Source organism: Paenibacillus sp. FSL R7-0204, from assembly GCF_038002225.1.
Taxonomy (GTDB): Bacteria; Bacillota; Bacilli; order Paenibacillales; family Paenibacillaceae; genus Paenibacillus_AQ.
This window is the reverse complement of sequence record NZ_JBBOCA010000001.1, coordinates 753,936-771,905: the sequence shown is the minus strand read 5'-3', so window position 1 is coordinate 771,905 and position 17,970 is coordinate 753,936. Positions and strand designations below refer to the sequence as shown.

Genomic DNA, 17,970 nt, shown 5'->3' with positions numbered 1-17,970 from the left:
GCGGCTAGATTTTGGACAAAAGGGATTTGCCCTTCGCGTGCGGCTGCGGCAGCGGAAGATCGTCCTCCACATCCTGCCCGTAGAGCCTTACGCTCATCGCTATCCCCATACAGGCCATATTAATCAGCAGCGAGGTTCCGCCGTAGCTGATGAACGGCAGGGTAATGCCGGTCAACGGCATCAGTCCGGTCATCGCACCGATATTCTCCAGAATCTGATACAGCAGCATTGCCACGATCCCGACAATTAGCAGCGGCCCGCCGCGGTCCCTGCATTCCAAGGCAATCAATATTAATCTGTGGATCAGGATAAAAAAGAGCATCAGCAGCGCCGCTGCGCCCAGGAAGCCGAATTCTTCCCCAATCTGCACAAAAATCGATTCCGAATACAGATACGGCACACGGTTGCTCTGTACGGAGCTGCCCTGCAGATAGCCTTCTCCCTTCAGACCCCCGGAGCCGATCGCCGTCTGGGCATTTTTCGTCTGATAGCTCGCAGTGCTGCTGGCCAGCTCAGGCACCAGCCAAGGGTCAAACCGGCTGACGAAATGGTCCCGGCCCAGCGTTTTTTCAATGAAATCAACCGTCTGTTCGTGATAGTTGATGTAGCACAGGATGAAGCCCAGAATTGCCCCGCCCGCGATAATCAGCCCGATCAGCGCATGGGAGAATTTGATATGTCCGATCCATAGCAGGCCAAGCAGGATTACGATATAGCTGAGCGCATTGCCCAAATCATTCTGGACGATGACCAGCGCGCACGGCATGAATGCAATCAGACCCAGCGGCACGACATCGCGCCAGAACTGGAGCCGGGTTTTATTTTTGCGGACAAGCATGGTGGTCAGAAAAATAATCAGAATCAGCTTGAACAGCTCCGCCGGCTGAATGCTTAAATCTCCGATACCGATCCAGCCCTGGGCACCGTTCTTCACCTTGCCGAAAAAGCTGACCGACAGCAGAATCCCGATCCCGGCGATATAAATATAGAGTCCATACCGCACCAGCAAACGGTAATCGAACAAGGAGATCAGGATAAAAGCGATAAAACCCAGCGCATAATACTGCAGCATGGTGAGATGCATACCATCCAGGCCGTCTCTTCCGTGAGTCACGCTGTAAATGGAGAAGATACAGATCCCCATCAGCACAATCAAAATAAGCACAATGCTGCCGTCTATTCTTTTGATTCTCTGCAACATAAGGATATACCCCTCAACCTCTCCGGATTAGGAATCCGCCCGCTGCACCCAGCCCAGGCTTCAACCCACTAATTTCCATTGTAATTCAATTGGGAGCATCTATTCAATTTTTCTATTTCTGCATAGCTGATCCACTTCATCCTGCTTCTAAGAACGGCAGCTGCAAAAAAATACCGGAACCCTTCGTTAACGAAGAATTCCGGTATTCAGGTATCGCTCAGCTATTCTCAATAGGTCAGCTTCTTTTGGCAGGAGCCGGGGAAGAATACAGCGCAGGACTTGGCAGATCCTCCTCCACCTCTTGCCCATGCAGACGCACGCTCATGACAAGCCCTATGCTCGCCATATTGATCAGCAGTGAGGTTCCCCCGAAGCTGATGAACGGCAGCGTAATCCCGGTCAGCGGCATCAGGCCCAGGAAGGCCCCGATATTCTCAAAAATCTGGTACAGCAGCATCGCCACCACCCCGACGATCAGGAACGGCCCGCCTCTATCCTTGCACTCCAGAGCAATTAATATCATCCGGTGAATGAGGATAAAGTACAGCAGCAGCACCAGCGCCGACCCGACAAAGCCGTATTCCTCCGCAATCTGGACAAAAATGGAGTCCGAATAGGTGTACGGGACACGGTCGGTCTGCACCGAGCTGCCCGTCATATAGCCTTCTCCGCTCATTCCGCCGGAGGCGATCGCCATTTTGGCGTTCTTCGTATGATAAATTGCCTTGGCCGTTGCCTTATCCGGCACTAGCCACGGGTCGAAGCGCTCAATCCAGTGTGAGCGTTTGATATCTGTCAGGAAATCCTTAATTTCATCGTGATAATGAATATAGCTCATAATTCCGGCAGCCGCAGAGCCGCCTATAACCAGCAGCCCGATCAGCGCATGGGTGAACTTAATATTGCCGATCCACAGGAGACCAATCAGAATAACGATGTACGAGAGCGCATTCCCCAGGTCATTCTGGCTGATTACGATGACAAACGGCATGAGACTGAATAATCCCAGCGGGACCACATCACGCCAGAACAGCAGCTTATTTTTATTTTTGCGTACAAGCACAGCTGCCAGGAACAGAATCAGAATCAGCTTGAACAGCTCCGCCGGCTGAAGACTGAAGCTGTTGCCGAACTTAATCCATCCTTGTGCACCGTTCTGCTCTGTGCCGACGAAGCTGACCAGAATCAGAATGCCAATCCCCGTGATGTACACATATAACGCATATTTTACAAGCAGGCGATAATCCACGAACGTCAACCCGATAAAGGCAACAAAGCCCACGATATAGAATTTGATCATCTTAATATGCGACCCGTCCAGCCTCTCACGCCCGTGGGTCACACTGTATATGGAGAAAATGCTGACTACCATCAGCAGCACAAGTATCACCAGGATGACGCCGTCAATCTTCTTAATCTTCTGAAGCATATTCTGTCTCCTTACTCAGTACTGGTTCTTCCCGTTCTTGTCTCCCGGCAGCAGCCCAGGCAGAAGTTCCGTCATGTCTATTGTAAAGGAAGGAGCCGCCTAAATACAATTTCCATCGTTTGGGGGTACTCTGTCAGGCGAATAGCCGGGCCGCCTCCCCTGCAGCGGACTGAGTGGACCTTATTCGCTGCAAAAGTACCTTCCCGGAAGTTATGCGGACAGAGAGGACGCTATTCGTTCAGTTGGTTGCTCAAACAGGCTTGTTTACAGGTAATAAGGTCTTCTCAGTCCACAAGAGTTGGTCATTTCGCGTTATTTGAGCAAATAGCGTCTTCTCAGTCCGTTCCCCGTCACCGGCGTGCAATCCCGAGCACATGCCGGGGAATCCCGGCGAGATCATCGATGGTGATGATCTCGTCCCAATGTCCAGCGGCCCGCAGCAGTCCGGCCACCTGCCCGGCCTGCCCCTGGCCGAGCTCAAAGCCGACCAGGCGCGGCGGAGCCGGGAGCAGCGGCAGCTGCTCCATCATGCGGCGGTACGGGTCCAGCCCGTCACCGCCGCCGTCCAGTGCCGTGCGCGGCTCATGATCGCGCACCTCGCGCTGCAGCCCGGCGATGTCGCCGCCGGGGATGTACGGCGGGTTGGAGACGAGGATATCCGTCTCCACCCCCGCGAACGGCTCGAGCAGATCGCCGAGCCGCAGGTCCACCGCCGTGCCGTGCCGCTGCGCATTGCGCCGGGCCACGGCCAGCGCGCCGGGCGAGATATCGCCGGCGCAGACCCGCCACGCCGGCGCTTCCGCCGCTAGCGTGACGGAGATTGCCCCGCTGCCGGCGCCGATATCGACGGCGGTCAGCGGGTGTGCGGCTTCGCCCCGCCCCCCCGCCAGCCCGTCCGGCCATAGCTCCGCGCCGTACTTCAGGATCGCCTCGACGAGCAGCTCCGTCTCCGGGCGGGGGATCAGCACATCGGGCGTGACCTCGAAGGCCCGGCCGTAGAATTCCTGTTCGCGGGTGATGTATTGCACCGGTTCTCCCGCCGCCCGGCGGGTCACCAGCGCTTCCCAATCGGCCTTGCGCGCCAGCGGGAACGGATCAGCCAGCGCCATATAATAAGCCGCCCCGGACAAGCCCAGCACATGCTCCAGCAGGAGCTGGCTGCTGCGCTGCGGCTCCGTAAGGCCGTGTCCGGCCAAAAAAGAAGAAGCCTCCGCAAAGGCTTCCCGGATGCTTTGCACGTCAGGCATGACATAAGAGTCGTGTTTCAAAGCATTATTCTCCTTTTTCCATCAATTCTGCTTGTTCCGCAATTGACAGTGCCGAGATAATCTCGGTAATATCCCCGTTCATCACCTGATCCAGACGGTGGAGGGTTAAGCCAATCCGGTGATCCGTCACACGGCTCTGCGGGAAGTTGTAGGTACGGATACGCTCACTGCGGTCACCGGTTCCCACCTTGCTTTTACGTTCTCCGGAATACTTCGCTTCCTCTTCCTGACGCTTCAGATCCGAGATCCGGGTACGCAGCACCTTCAGCGCCTTATCCTTGTTCGAGTTCTGGGACTTGCCGTCCTGGCAGGTAGCCACGATCCCCGTAGGTACATGGGTTACACGTACTGCTGATTTGGTCGTGTTAACGGATTGTCCGCCCGCGCCGCTCGAACAGAAGGTATCGACACGGATATCCTTGTCATGAATCTCGATTTCGAAATCTTCCGCTTCCGGCATTACCGCAACCGTAGAGGTAGACGTATGGATACGTCCGCCGGATTCTGTGGTAGGTATGCGCTGCACACGGTGTGCGCCGCTTTCGAATTTCATTTTGCTGTAAGCGCCGCGCCCGTTAATCAGGAAGATCACTTCCTTGAAGCCGCCGAGATCATTCGTGTTCACATCCATCAGCTCTACGCGCCAGCCCTGGGTATCGGCATAACGGGTATACATCCGGTAGAGATCAGAGGCGAACAAGGCCGCTTCGTCCCCGCCGGCTGCGCCGCGGATTTCCACGATTACGTTCTTGTCGTCGTTAGGGTCCTTAGGCAGCAGGAGCAGACGAATCTTCTCCTCAAGAATGGCCTGACGCCCGGACAGCTCATCGATCTCCATCTTGACCATTTCTTTCATTTCATCATCAAGCTTCTCGGCCTGCATCATCTTCGCAGCTTCGAGCTCTTCCATTACGTTCTTATATTCGCTATACGCCTCGAAGGCGGGCTGCAAGTCGGATTGTTCTTTGGAATAGTCCCTCAGTTTCTTACTGTCGCTTGCAACATCCGGGTCACATAGCAGTTCACTGAGTTTCTCATAGCGGTCCGCCAGGGATTGCAATCGGTCCAACAAGGGAATTCACCTCTCCTGATTCAAATTCTTCGTTCCATATTACTTTAAATTGTTGCTACAACTGAAGTAGATATACGACTTTATATTATACCACCACAAGCCTCAATTGGCTACACTGCCAGCGGCGGGAATGGGGATATCTTTTGAAAAAAGATTCAGATGACACAAAGAAACCATCCAGCAAGCAAACCTCTACTCCTGAATGGCCTCTCTATAACAAGCGAAAAGTATCTATACGTTGAACCGGAAATGCATAACGTCGCCGTCCTGCACCAGATATTCCTTACCTTCCAGACGCAGCTGCCCGCGTTCCTTTGCACCGTTCATTGAGCCTGCCGCCACCAAATCGGTGTAAGCTACAACCTCCGCCCGGATAAAACCGCGCTCGAAGTCCGTATGAATCACGCCCGCTGCTCCAGGGGCCTTCGTGCCCTTGCGGATGGTCCAGGCACGAACCTCTTGAACGCCCGCAGTGAAATAAGTGTACAGACCCAGCAGCTTGTAAGCCGCTTTGATCAGACGGTTGAGCCCGGATTCCTGCAGCCCCAGCTCCTCCAGGAACATCTCCTTGTCTTCGCCTTCCAGCTCTGCAATCTCTGCTTCCACCTTCGCGCTGATCGGCACGACTTCAGCATTCTCGGCCGCTGCGAATTCACGGACCTGCTGTACATAAGGATTCTCCTCGGCAGTCGCCACTTCATCCTCGCCCACATTCGCCGCGTACAGTACCGGCTTCAGGGTGAGCAGGTGAAGATCACGCACGATCAGGCGCTCATCGTCAGACAACTCCAGACTGCGTGCAGGCTGGTCCTGATACAGGGCTTCCTTGACGCGCTCCAGTACTTCTACTTCCTGGGCGTATTTTTTGTCGCCGCCCTTGATGTTTTTGCGGGAACGCTCAATCCGCTTCTCCACGCTCTCCAGGTCAGCCAGAATCAGCTCCAGGTTAATCGTCTGGATATCGCTGATCGGATTCACCTTGCCGTCTACATGGGTCACGTTCTCATCGACGAAGCAGCGAACCACATGAACAATGGCATCCACCTCGCGGATATGGGCCAGGAACTTGTTGCCCAGGCCTTCGCCCTTGCTCGCACCGCGCACCAGTCCGGCAATATCGACGAATTCAAAAGCGGTCGGAACCGTCTTGTTCGGCTGTACCAGCTCCACCAGCTTATCCAGACGTTCGTCCGGTACTTCTACAACCCCGACGTTCGGGTCGATGGTGCAGAACGGATAGTTGGCGGATTCTGCGCCCGCTTGTGTAATTGCATTGAATAATGTCGATTTGCCTACGTTGGGAAGTCCAACGATACCTGCTTTCAAAGCCATTTATATGACAACTCCTATTTTCGGTTGGTTTGATCACCGCATGAAATACCGAACTGATCTCAAACCATTATATATTAGAACAAATTCTCCAGCAACAGCGGATGTCAAGGGCGGGGAGCCAAACTCATCTTACCGGGTAAAAAATATTTACTTGGCGCTGCCCGTTGTAAGCGGTTTTTCGACTACATCCAGCCTACATGGCACGTCCGCTCCAATTGCAATCGGTTTTTCGACTACATTTCGACTACACGTTGCGCCAGTCCCATTTTGTTCGTTTTTCCGTGAATCGTTGGCTCACACACGGCCGCACTTACTCCCGAACACTGCCCCTTATGCAAAAAGACTCCTTGAGGAGTCCAGTTACTTCGGCTGGTGCTGTGCAGAACCTTATGCCTGCCTGGTGCTACCTTCCGCCTGCGGGCTACAGCGTCTTGGACATTGTGATGTCTGTAACCTGGAAGCCCATTTTCTTGTATAGCCCGAAGGCGCGTTCGTTATGCCCGAAGACATGCAGGCCGATCTTGGCCGCCTTCAGCTTCTTAGCTTCTTCATCCAGCAGGAGCAGTGTCTGCTTACCATAGCCCCGGCCCTGGAACGGCTCAAAGATATAGATGTCATAAATGAACGCCTCCCGCACCCCGCGGTTCTCGGTCACGTTGAACCAGAGATAACCTGCTTGAGTTCCCGAAGCGTCCTCTACTACCGAATAGAAATAAGCTCCCGCCGTATTGAGGCCTTGCGGCAGGTAGCGATTCATCGATTCTTGGGCCTGCGCTAACGCTGTATCTGCATCCCAGGCACCGGCTTGTACTTTCTCTTCTGCGTAGTCGCGGGTAGATTGCTTCAAGAACGACTGAAACGCAGTTTCGTCCATCGGGACCAATGTAATCGTCATTTGGATACCTTCCTTCAGTTCTGATTATAAAAGCAAGCCTGGCGTCAGCGCCGGACCAGACGGGGCGTTCCGCGCAGTGCGGCAAGGTCCGGCGCGCCGATGCCGAACATCACCGTCCGCAGCTCCAGCTCTACCTGGGCCAGCGCCTGGTCCAGCGCCTCCTCGGAGCTGACGGCCGGACCCAGCAGCCCCCGTCCGAAGCCCGCCAGATCAGCGCCAAGGGCCAGCGCCTTGGCGGCATCGACGCCGTGCTTCAGCCCGCCGCTGCCGATCAATGCCCCGTGCGGGGAGACCGCGCGGACCTCGGCAATGCACTCCGCTGTGGGAATGCCCCAGTCGGCGAAGGCCTCAGCTGCCGCACGCCGTACCGGGTCGATGCTGCGGAACTTCTCTACCTGGCTCCAGGAAGTGCCGCCAGCTCCGGCTACATCAATGAAGGCAGCGCCCGCCTGATACAGCCGGGCGGCGGTATCGCCGTCAATCCCCCAGCCGACCTCCTTGATCCCCACTGGAATCTCAAGGGTCCGGCATAATGCCTCTATCCGCTTCAGCAGAGAACCGAAGCCGGTGTCACCCTCGGGCTGGAATACCTCCTGCAGCCCGTTCAGATGGAGAACCAGCCAGTCCGCTCCGGCAATCTCAACCGCCCGGCGGCATTCTTCTACCCCGAAGCCGTAGGCGAGCTGCACGGCTCCGACATTGGCAATGACCGGAATCGTGGGTGCCTTGGCCCGCACATGGAAGGTAGCCGCCAGCTCCGCGCGTTCTACAGCCGCGCGCACTGAGCCGACTCCCAGCGCCCAGCCCCGGCGCTCCGCCGCTTCGGCCAGCCGCTCATTAATCTTCCCTGTAGCCGCGCTTCCCCCCGTCATGGAGCTGATCAGCAGCGGGGTACGCAGCGCACGGCCTAAGAATTCAGTGCCCAGTGAGATGGTATCGTAATCCAGCTCAGGCAGCGCGTTATGGCGAAACCGGTACTGCTCGAACCCGGTTGTAATTCCGCTGCCGGCCACATCTTCATTCAGGCAGAGCCGTACATGCTCAATCTTCCGTTCCCCTGTTCTGGAGTCGGGCAGCAGAGATTTATGTCCGGCAAGGCCTGGGCCTGCTGCCTCCTGCCCTGGCGGGGGCTCTGTTACTGACGGCTCCACAGCGCTCTGCGGCACACCGTTTCGCGGCATATCATTCATGCTGTCTTCCTCCGTTTCTGCTGCACTATTCTCTTACTATAACAACATCACCCTACGGAGAATGTATGCTGTTTTTCACATACATTCGGCCCATGCGCCGTTGTACCAGCCGATTGTATTCGGTTATTAGCATACATTCAGCAACAAAGTCACTCTACGAGTTATTCAAAGACCGGTGCCGCCCCTAAAAGGCGGCGAAACCGTCTCCACTTGCAATATATCCCGCTCCATAATTACCTTCCATTATAGCACAACTATAGCACAACCCTGCTCGGCCGTTGAACGCTGGCGGGGTGCTCACTCTTCATACATGGCTTGCAATATATTCGCCCACCAGTCTGCCGGACAAGGACACCACAGGGGTTCCCCCGCCTGGATGCGTGGTGCCGCCCACATACCACAGTCCCTTAACATCGCTGGAACGGTTGCCCGGGCGGGAGAAGGTCTGCTTCACCGTATTGGAGGATATTCCGTAAATGGCCCCCTGATGCGCCAGCGTATCGCGGGCGATATCCTGCGGGGTGTATCGCTCCAGCACATCTGCTGAAGCCAGCCCGCTCACACCGTGGCTCTCCAGCACAGACATTACCCGCTCCCCGTACGCCCCCCTCTCCTCACTCCAATCACAGGCCGGGCTTAGATAAGGTGCATTAGCCAGAATGAACAGGTTACTGCCGCCCGCAGGCGCCATCTCAGGCTCGGAATAACCGGAGTGGCATACATACACAGTCGGCTGCTGCGGCGGACGTTTATGCTCGAAGATATCCTTGAATTCCTGCTCATAGTTCTCCGGGAAAAACACCGTATGATGCAGCAGCTTATCATACGTACGCTGCAAGCCCGCCAGCGTTACCAGCCCGGACAGGGAGGGTTCGTAGGCTTCAATCTTGCGGTCCGTCATTCCCGGACGAGCCGTTTCAGGCAGCAGCATCTTGTTGATGCTCAGGACATCGCCACCGGCAATCACAGTCTTGGCCGGGTAGAAGCCCTGCGCCGTATCCACACCTTCTACCGCACCGGAGACTACGGAAATCCCTGTTACCTCCGTGCCAGTAATCAGCTGCACATCCAGCTTCCGGGCGAGTGCAGACAGACCGCTGATTAATTCATAGGTGCCGCCCTTCACCCCGTAAACGCCTTCCTGAATCTCCAGATGACCAAGCATGGCGAAGATGGAGGGGGAACGATACGGCGATGATCCGACATAGGTGGCATAGCGGCCCAGCATAGCCAGCGTATTAGGATGGCTGAAGTAGCGGAGCAGCAGGTCATGCAGGCTGAGAAAAGGCCGGACCCGCACCAGATCCCGCACAAGGGAAGGGGAGAGCTTATCCCTCCAGGACAGCAGCAGCCTGTTCAAGAACTGCTTCTCGCTGAGCTGATACAGCCGCGAAGCTTCCTCCAGAAACTCCGGGAATTTCGCAGCATCTGCCGGGCTATAGGAGGCTATTTGCTCACGCATTCGCCCGGTATTCCTTGAGAAATCGACCACCTTGCCGTCTGCAAAGACATTGCGGGTGCGCGGCTCCAGCTCATAGAGCCGGACATAATCCTCCATGCGGGCTCCCGCAAGCTCATAGAGCGAGCGGAAGACATGGGGCATCGTAATCGTACTTGGGCCGCGGTCGAAGGTGTAGCCCCCCGCCTGCACACGCTGCAGCTTGCCGCCGGGCTGCTGCTGGCGTTCCAGCACAGTGACTTCCCAGCCCTCTGCGGCAAGGGTGACCGCACAGGACAGCCCCCCAAATCCGGCGCCTATGATTACTGCCTTCGGTTTCATCCATAACGCCTTCCTTTCCATTCATAGCCTGCGCGCGTGCGGCTTCCGCGCCAGGACGCCACAGCAATCAGCGACAGGCAGAGTATACTCGCCGGGAGTAAGAGACAGAACCAGAACGGCTGCCGTCCGGCAGCATCACTGGTCCGTTTCACGGCCAGACCTGCAAGCAGCGCAGCAGCAGGCCAGAGCGCCGCGCCTGGCTGTCCGCTTAGGCCATAGTACAGAACGGCGGCGGCGGGCACCGCATACAGGGACAGATACGCAATAAGCACACCCAGCAGCAGCACCGGACTGCGGCCGATACCGGCATAGATATTTTTCCGGTAGCCGTTCCATACTTGCCGGGCATTGTGGTACATCCGCATGAACACCTGCTCCGTAACATCCATGAGCGTCACTGTCCCGCCTGAACGTTTCACAGCGCGGGCCAGCGCCATGTCATCCACCAGCTCGCTGCGGATGGCCTCATGCCCGCCGCAGCTGTCGTAACTGTCCCGGTGAATCAGGATGAAGCCTCCATGAGCCGCAACAAAGCGCGGATCTCTGGAGCCGCGGACCAGCGGAATGGGCAGGTGGCAGATGATGGTGAAGACCATCAGGGGAACAACCAGCCGCTCCAGCCAGGTTCCGGTCATCTGCCGGGGGAAGCCTGTAATCATGCCGCCGCCCGCTGCTTCAGCAGCAGAGAGTGCCGCCTGAAGCGCCCCCTGCTGAAGACGGACATCTGCGTCCAGGAACAGCAGCCAGTCCCCGCTTGCCGCTTCTGCAAGCTGAGCGCAGGCATGGGACTTGCCCAGCCAGCCCTCCGGCAGCTCTTTTCCTTTCAGAACGCTTACTCTGCCGCTGCCAGCCGCTTCGGCAATAGCACCCGTTCCGTCAGTCGATGAATCATCCAGCACAATAATCTCCGCCCCGGTACTACCGGTGCTTGAGGCCAGTACGGAGGAGAGGCAATCCCCAATATTATCCGCTTCATTCCGGGCGGGGATCAGCACCGACAAGCGCAAGGTCCGGGAGGACGCCAGTGCTGACAGTGCCTGCGCCGCTCTTGCTCCCGGTGCTGCCCCCAGCTTAGGGAGCTGCGCTGCATTCCACATTGCGAACAAAAGCTGGAGCAGCAGAATACCGGTTACAGCCTGAAAGAACATATTCATCCTCTCCCTCCGCCCGGCCGCAGCAGGTCAAGCCATTCATTGGTTGATCTCCCCCGGCTGAGGAGCGGCTGGAATTCATCCGGCATATAGCCTTGATGGTTAAGAACTCTGCAGCGGTGTGACTCCAGTTGTCCGCCAAGAACAGTCTCCAGCAGCCGGGCTATCGCCGAGCGGTCCATCTCCGCCCAAGGGAGCAGCAGCGGCGCACCGGCCAGCAGCGTAGCTTCCGGCTTGGTATGCCGGAACAGGCCGTGGTATAGCGTCACTGGGACTACGGCCGTCTGCGGACTGAGCCGCAGCGCCAAGGAAGCCCCTTCCTTCAGACTCAGCGGCCGGTGCTCCAGCGGCAGGATTTCTCCTTCAGGGTACATCCAGACACTCTCACCCGCCTCCAGCAGCCCGGCTGTATAGCGCAGGGAAGCCCGCGCATCCCCTGGACTTCCGGGGTTGATGGAATACGCGCCAAGCTTCCTGAAGAAAGCATACTTGCGGAGCTGCTCCTCTTCCATCATGAAATAGTGACGCTTCCCCGGCAGCTTCCCTGCGGCGTGATAGGCCAGCAGGCCGTCCCACCACGAGCTGTGATTCATGAGGTAGAGAATCCCCCGCCCGGCAGCGGCAGCGGGCTGAAGCTCTCCGCTGAGTCCGATGAAGTGGAAATGTCTGCGCAGCAGGTACATGGAATTATAACGATAGAATAACCAGTCAAACCTTCCCGATGGAATGGCTTCCAGCATAGCGCAGACTCCCTTCGGCTAAGAAGGCGCCTGCCCCGGCGATCACCGCGCAGGCAGGCAGCCCCTCTGTCAGGCTGATTAGGCCGAACAGAATCAATATCGCCTGATACAGGCGGGTGCCCCGGCGGGCAGCCAGGCGGGTGAGCGGCACAGCCGGGAGCAGCATGGACAACGCAGCGCCTGCAATCAGCCAGCCGCCAAAATTGCTCCAGGGCACCTGATAGAAGCCCCCGCCGCCCTCCCAATGCCAGAAGTTCCTGGCATGGGCAACAGGGTCAAGCACCAGATCCATCAGGACCGTCCAGAAGCCAACCTGCACCGCCCGCAGCAGCAGGAGCCGGAGGCCGCGCTGTCCGAAATCATGGCTGATCAGCACAGCATTGCACACAACGGCAATCCAGGCGAAGCCCAGTGTAACCGGCACACCAAACAATAAAGGCCCGAGAATCGTAGAATAATTATAATCCCCAAACAACCGGCCGGAATGCACACCTACCCATTCGACGGCCATTCCGCCTAACCAGATAAGAGCCGCAGCATACCAGAATCGCTTGGTCATCTGGCCTCCTGAAGAATTGACTGACCAGTCAGACATGAAGGGTTTGAATTGCCCCTTGATTACTAAGTCCAACCCGTAGGCACCATAGAATACGAGAAATAATCCGTTAGAGAACTTCAGACTATCCGGAATTCCGAACACGATTAAGAGCAGCGCACCGATGATATACCAGATCCAAAAAAGGGTTCGGACCATCGTTAGACCACCGCAGTTCTTACACCGGCATAACGCACGACCGTACGCTGGAACATCTGAAGCTTGGCTTCATCGCTGACATAGGATCTTTTGCGGAAAACATCATACCCGTCTGCCTCCACAGCATCCAGAATAGCAGCATAGAAGGATGCGGCAAGTTCAATGGCAAGACCGCTCTCCAAAGGATACGTATGCACATGCGTAAGTCCTTGCCGGAACCAGTTCAGCGCTTCTGTCCGCAACTCCTGAATAACAGCGGTGAAACGGTGATTGACCTCTCCGTCCTCAAGCTCCTGCTGGCTGTAGCCATGTCTGTCCATCACCTCAAGCGGCACGTATCTGCGTCCTCTTCTGAGATCCTCACCCACATCGCGGATGATATTCACCAGTTGCATTCCTATCCCCAGCGCAATTCCCGATGTCCGTGCTGCTTCACTCTGATCATCCCGCAGAACAGGCAGCAGCATCTCCCCTACCGTTCCCGCTACAAGATAACAGTAATCCTTAAGCTGCTCCATCGTGTCATAGGCTGTGAAGGTAAGATCTCTAAGCTGTCCCTCCATTTGCAAAAGAAACGGCTCAAGCTGAAGCTGCGGGAAGCTGCTGAACAGCCAGCGCAGCGCCGGCCAGATGAAATGCCCGTCCGCCTGCTCCAGATTCATGAAATGCTCCCGCAGCTCATGAATGCTGTACGGCGCGCCTTCCGGCTCATCCACACTATCGTCTATAATCCGGCAGAAGGCATAAATAACATGCACCGCTTCACGCCTGGGACTTGGCAGAACATCAAACGCCTTATGGAACGAAGTGGACCCTTTCTTCATCAGTTCCTCACATTGCTGCAGTATCCTTTCATCCATGTACGCTCATCTCCTTTATCATTTCCTGAACAGCAAGCTTCGCTCCCTGCATCACGATTGGCACACCGCCGCCCGGATGCACGGAAGCACCTGCGGCATACAATCCCTTAAGCGGATATGGCTTCGGCTGGGGCCGGAATACCCCCGACTGGCTCAGCAGCGGTGCAATACCGAAGCTGCCCCCGCCGTACATTCCTTCCTGCTCCGCATCGGCAGGCGTTCTCAATCTGCGCCAGATCACACTCGCGGCAAGCCCGGGGAAGCCCCGCTTCTCGGCATCCGCCATGACTTTATCGGCTAGTGCTCCGGCTATTTCCTCCCAGTTCTTATCCGGCACCGCCGGGACGGGAACAAGGAAATACAGCACGCTTTGTCCGGGAGGAGCCGCACTATCGTCCAGCGCTACCGGATTAAATACATAATAAGATGAATCCTGGGGAATTTGTCCCCGGTCAAACAGCTCGTGAAGACTGCTATTCAGACTGTCCGGCAGGAAAAACTGGTGCACCAGCGAATCCGGCCAGCGCTTATCCGTGGCTGCATAGATCAGCAGACAGCCCGAGGAGGGCTTCCAGGTTCCGCGTTTTATGGCCTTAGCCGATACGGCTCTGCCCTGATTCGCCATCACAACCGGTGCCTGTTCCTGCTTGAACACACCTGGAGGCAGCAATTGCTCTACATTCGGGAAATCTCCATTGTACAGAACAGCATCATAGGGAATCGACTGTCCCTGAACAACAACTCCGCAGCAGCGGCTTCCTTCAACAAGCAAGGACTCCACCTCGTTGCCCGTATGAATCTGTACCCCGCGGTCTTCCAGCTCCCGGGCCATGATCTGCGGCAGCATCCCGTATCCGCCCTTCAGCATCCAGATGCCAAAGGCATGCTCGGCGTAAGGAAGCATGGTGTAGATGCCCGGTGTGCGGAAGGGCGCTCCTCCAATATAGAGGCTCTGCAGGGAGAACGCATCCTTAAGCTCCTCATTCCGAAAATACTGGCCGATAGCAGAGCGCAGATTCCGGTAGGCGCGCAGGCGGATCATCAGCGACAGGTTAGCCGGACTAAAGAATTCCCGCCCGCTTGCATACCCCCGCTCCAGGAACGAGGTCCGCCCCTGCGGATACAGCACCGACATGTCCTTCATGAACCGGGTGAAGCCCTTGCCCTCTCCGGGATAGAGCCGGTCAATCTCCTCCGCCTGCGCTGAAGCATCCGCGAATTTGGTCAGCACCCGCCCGCTTCTGAAGTGAACCCGGTAGAGCGGATCACAGTGCAGCAGCTCCAAGCTGGATCGCGGAAGGCCGCCTTCTTCCAGAATACCCAGAAGCATCTCCGGCAGCAGCACGATGGTAGGCCCGCGGTCAATCCGGTAGCCGTCCTGCTCTTCAAAGGCCACACGCCCGCCCGCTTGGGCTGCCCGTTCATAGATAACCACCTCATGGCCCTGGCGGGTAAGCAGCAGTGCCGCCGTCAGACCGCCGATTCCGCTGCCTACGATGGCAATGCGGCTCATAGCGGAACCCCCGCACCTGCGCCTGGCGCGCCTGCCTGTACCGTGAACCGCCCCCGCACAGCCTGGTCATGCTCCCGCAGCAGCCGTGCGCTGATCTTGGCCGACTCAAAGATTGTAGGCAGGCCGCTGCCCGGATGGGTTCCCCCGCCGACCAGCCAGATGCCGCGTACCTCCTCGAAGGTATTATGCGGCCGCAGATGCATCATCTGCCCGAGATTATGAGCCAGATTGAAGGTGGCCCCGTTATATACATTCTGCTGGTTTTTCCAGTCGAGCGGGGAGAAGAACAGGCTCTCTTCCACTCGTCCTGCAATTCCCGCGAGCTGCGGGATCTGCTGCAGCCGCTCCATCATCCAGTCCTCTACCTCCGCACGCTCTTGCTCCCAGTTGATGTCCGCACTCAGATTAGGTACTGGCATCAACACATAGAGCGAGGACTTACCGGGAGGCGCCAGTGTCTTATCGATAACTGACGGATTATGAATATAGATAGAAGCATCCTCCGACAGAACGCCCAGCTCTGTGATCTCTCTGACATTACGCCGGTAATCGTCTGCGAAATGAACCGAATGATGCCCCAGGTCCACCTCTCCATCCACACCGAGGTAGAGCATGGCGGTGGAGCAGGAATATCTTTTGCGGGCAATCTTGGCAGGGGCATATTTCTTCAGAAGTCCAGGCTCGAACAATTGTGTCATTGCAGAACCAAAATCTGCACCAATCACAATATAATCCGCATCCACCTTCTCCCCGTTCTCCAGCAGCAAGCCCGCGGCCTGCCCGTCCTTGACGATAATGCGTTTCACTCCGCTTGCGGTATGGACCCGCCCGCCATGCTCCTGTATGACCCCAGCCATAGCCTGGAGCACTCGGTTAATTCCGCCGGTCGGATGGTACAGGCCGTAACGGTGCTCCATGTAAGACAGAATCGTGAAGGTACCCGGACATTCCCAAGGCGACATCCCCAGATACTTGGCCTGGAATGTGAACGAGAACCGCAGCCGCTCGTCATCGAAATAACGGGACAGCCGGTTGTAGACGGTGTCTGTAGCGTTCAGCTTGGGCAGCGCGTGGAACACATCTCTTTTGACATAATCCCCTAACGATTGGAACGGACGCTGCAGCAGCGGAATCACCCGCTCCAGCTTGTCGGCTTCATCTGCCATGAACCGGCGGTAGCCGCTGCCGTTGCCTGGGAACAGCCGCTCAATCTCCTCGGCCGTCTGATCCTGGTTCGTAGAAGGCGTAAATACGGTATCTTCAAAATGCAGGGAGTACAGCGGATCAAGCGGCGTAAGCGCAACATAATCATGCACAGAACGCCCTGCCAGAGTGAACAGCTCCTCCAGCAAATGAGGCATCATCAAAAAGGTAGCTCCCCGGTCGAAACGGTAGTCTCCCAGCTTCAATTCTCCTGATCTTCCGCCAACCGCCGCTTGCTGTTCATAGAGATCTACTTCATATCCTTCGGCGGCAAGCAGCATGGCGGCGGCTAACCCGCCTGGCCCTGCGCCGATTACTGCGACTTTTGCGGTATCTGTGGTTCGGATCAAGCGACATCCTCCTTCGTTCAAACATTATACAAAACCTATACAATAGTGATACAATTATCATACATACTTTGCCGGGCCATGTAAATATCATCCGCCGCACTTCCAGCAATTTGGTTGCTAGACTTGTCCATAGCAAAAGAACCGGTCAGCCCTGTACAAGGGTTCTGACCGGTTCTTTTGCTATCTACTGCCTATTAAACTCCGCTATATTTGCTACGCCCTATGCCGAATTACGGCAAATTCCTGATCGAACCAGGCTTGCCACTGCTCCGGCGGCTCCGTCATCACATAAGTGGCGTTGGTATCCTTGAGGCCGATTCCCTCATAAGCTTTGCCGCCCGCAATGAGCTGCATCTCCGGGTACAGGCTGCCCAGCCGTTCAAGCAGCTCCTCCGTATAAGGGACCAGCGTGCCATTCGTAACGGACAAGCAGACGGCTCCGATCCGCTCTTGCTTCGCCAGCAGCTCCATCACACCGTCCTCAGGCGTATTGGACCCCAAATAGATAACTTCAACCCCGTTCCTGCGCAGGAACAGCGAGAACAGCAGCAGGCCGACCTGGTGATGCTCTCCCGCCGGGCAGAAGGCAAGCACCTTGTGCAGATGGGCATACACCGGGAACACGTGAAAGAACTGGGATAGCCGGTTCGTTATCATATGCGTCATGTAATGCTCCTGGGCCACCGTTGCCGTCCCTTGCTCCCAGGCATCACCAACCTTCACCAGAACGGGCACCAGCACCTGGTGGACCATCGCCTCATAGCCATAGAGGGAGAACCCGAAATCGATCAGGGCGTCGGCCCGCTCACCCTGGATGTCGAGCAGCGCTGCATAGATCTGCTGCCGCATTTTGTCCAAGGCATCCTTGGGGTCACCGCCCGCAACGGACAGACGTTCATCCAGGTCCTTCTGCTTATGCTGCTTCAGCATCCGCACAGCATGTGAGATACTGATGCCCGGTTTATCGGTTTGTTCCTTCAACCAGCGAAGGTCCTCAATATTCTGTTGGTTGTACAGTCTATAGCCGGACTCGGTACGTTCCGGGACGACAGCCTGATACCGGTTCTCCCACGCCCGCAGAGTGACAGAGGGAATATCGAGCATTTCGACGACCTGTTTGATGGAATACACGATGGTTCTCACTCGCTTCCTGTTTACACTGAATACTTTTGAAGATTCAAACCTTATACAAATTATTTACACTCATTATACAATTGCATCTGTATTATGTC

At 56.4% G+C, this 17,970-nt stretch carries 15 protein-coding genes; all 15 read right to left on the bottom strand.

Features of this window, described 5'->3' with window-relative positions:
- Window positions 1–4: 4 nt before the first annotated feature.
- The 15 genes from MKX42_RS03510 to MKX42_RS03440 all read right to left on the bottom strand — a co-directional run bounded on the left by MKX42_RS03510 (window position 5) and on the right by MKX42_RS03440 (window position 17,881).
- The gene (locus MKX42_RS03510) at window positions 5–1,201 is read right to left on the bottom strand and encodes an FtsW/RodA/SpoVE family cell cycle protein (protein WP_340751295.1); all 1,197 of its coding nucleotides are present in this window, start codon (window positions 1,199–1,201) and stop codon (window positions 5–7) included.
- A gap of 235 nt (window positions 1,202–1,436) precedes the next feature.
- Window positions 1,437–2,630 (bottom strand): FtsW/RodA/SpoVE family cell cycle protein, encoded by a 1,194-nt coding sequence (locus MKX42_RS03505; RefSeq protein WP_340751293.1) that lies wholly within the window; start codon window positions 2,628–2,630, stop codon window positions 1,437–1,439.
- Window positions 2,631–2,980: 350 nt separating this feature from the next.
- Window positions 2,981–3,898: a peptide chain release factor N(5)-glutamine methyltransferase gene (gene prmC / locus MKX42_RS03500; RefSeq protein ID WP_445669294.1), complete on the bottom strand. Its 918-nt coding sequence runs from the start codon at window positions 3,896–3,898 to the stop codon at window positions 2,981–2,983.
- A 4-nt stretch (window positions 3,899–3,902) separates the two neighbouring features.
- The gene (prfA, locus tag MKX42_RS03495) at window positions 3,903–4,970 is read right to left on the bottom strand and encodes a peptide chain release factor 1 (RefSeq protein ID WP_340751291.1); all 1,068 of its coding nucleotides are present in this window, start codon (window positions 4,968–4,970) and stop codon (window positions 3,903–3,905) included.
- Window positions 4,971–5,201: 231 nt separating this feature from the next.
- Window positions 5,202–6,302, bottom strand: a complete 1,101-nt coding sequence (ychF, locus tag MKX42_RS03490) for a redox-regulated ATPase YchF (RefSeq protein ID WP_340751289.1) — start codon at window positions 6,300–6,302, stop codon at window positions 5,202–5,204.
- Between the two features lie 421 nt (window positions 6,303–6,723).
- Window positions 6,724–7,197: a GNAT family N-acetyltransferase gene (locus MKX42_RS03485; RefSeq protein ID WP_340751287.1), complete on the bottom strand. Its 474-nt coding sequence runs from the start codon at window positions 7,195–7,197 to the stop codon at window positions 6,724–6,726.
- Between the two features lie 44 nt (window positions 7,198–7,241).
- A complete protein-coding gene (gene fni, locus MKX42_RS03480; RefSeq protein ID WP_340751285.1) occupies window positions 7,242–8,387 on the bottom strand; it encodes a type 2 isopentenyl-diphosphate Delta-isomerase in 1,146 nt (381 codons plus the stop codon).
- Window positions 8,388–8,691: 304 nt separating this feature from the next.
- A complete protein-coding gene (locus MKX42_RS03475) occupies window positions 8,692–10,167 on the bottom strand; it encodes a phytoene desaturase family protein (protein WP_340751283.1) in 1,476 nt (491 codons plus the stop codon).
- Window positions 10,164–11,321, bottom strand: a complete 1,158-nt coding sequence (locus tag MKX42_RS03470) for a glycosyltransferase (RefSeq protein WP_340751280.1) — start codon at window positions 11,319–11,321, stop codon at window positions 10,164–10,166. The genes MKX42_RS03475 and MKX42_RS03470 overlap by 4 nt, the downstream gene beginning before the upstream one ends.
- Window positions 11,318–12,058: a lysophospholipid acyltransferase family protein gene (locus tag MKX42_RS03465; RefSeq protein WP_340751279.1), complete on the bottom strand. Its 741-nt coding sequence runs from the start codon at window positions 12,056–12,058 to the stop codon at window positions 11,318–11,320. The genes MKX42_RS03470 and MKX42_RS03465 overlap by 4 nt, the downstream gene beginning before the upstream one ends.
- Window positions 12,027–12,812, bottom strand: a complete 786-nt coding sequence (locus tag MKX42_RS03460; RefSeq protein WP_340751277.1) for a carotenoid biosynthesis protein — start codon at window positions 12,810–12,812, stop codon at window positions 12,027–12,029. Before MKX42_RS03460 ends, MKX42_RS03465 begins: the two co-directional genes overlap by 32 nt.
- 2 nt (window positions 12,813–12,814) lie before the next feature.
- A complete protein-coding gene (locus tag MKX42_RS03455) occupies window positions 12,815–13,672 on the bottom strand; it encodes a phytoene/squalene synthase family protein (RefSeq protein ID WP_340751274.1) in 858 nt (285 codons plus the stop codon).
- Window positions 13,665–15,185 carry a phytoene desaturase family protein gene (locus MKX42_RS03450; RefSeq protein WP_340751272.1) on the bottom strand — a complete coding sequence of 507 codons (1,521 nt, stop codon included), beginning with the start codon at window positions 15,183–15,185 and terminating at the stop codon, window positions 13,665–13,667. Before MKX42_RS03450 ends, MKX42_RS03455 begins: the two co-directional genes overlap by 8 nt.
- Window positions 15,182–16,738 (bottom strand): phytoene desaturase family protein, encoded by a 1,557-nt coding sequence (locus MKX42_RS03445; protein WP_340751270.1) that lies wholly within the window; start codon window positions 16,736–16,738, stop codon window positions 15,182–15,184. The genes MKX42_RS03450 and MKX42_RS03445 overlap by 4 nt, the downstream gene beginning before the upstream one ends.
- A gap of 213 nt (window positions 16,739–16,951) precedes the next feature.
- Entirely contained in the window at window positions 16,952–17,881 is a 930-nt protein-coding gene (locus MKX42_RS03440; protein WP_340751268.1) for a MerR family transcriptional regulator, read from the bottom strand.
- Window positions 17,882–17,970 lie beyond the last annotated feature (89 nt).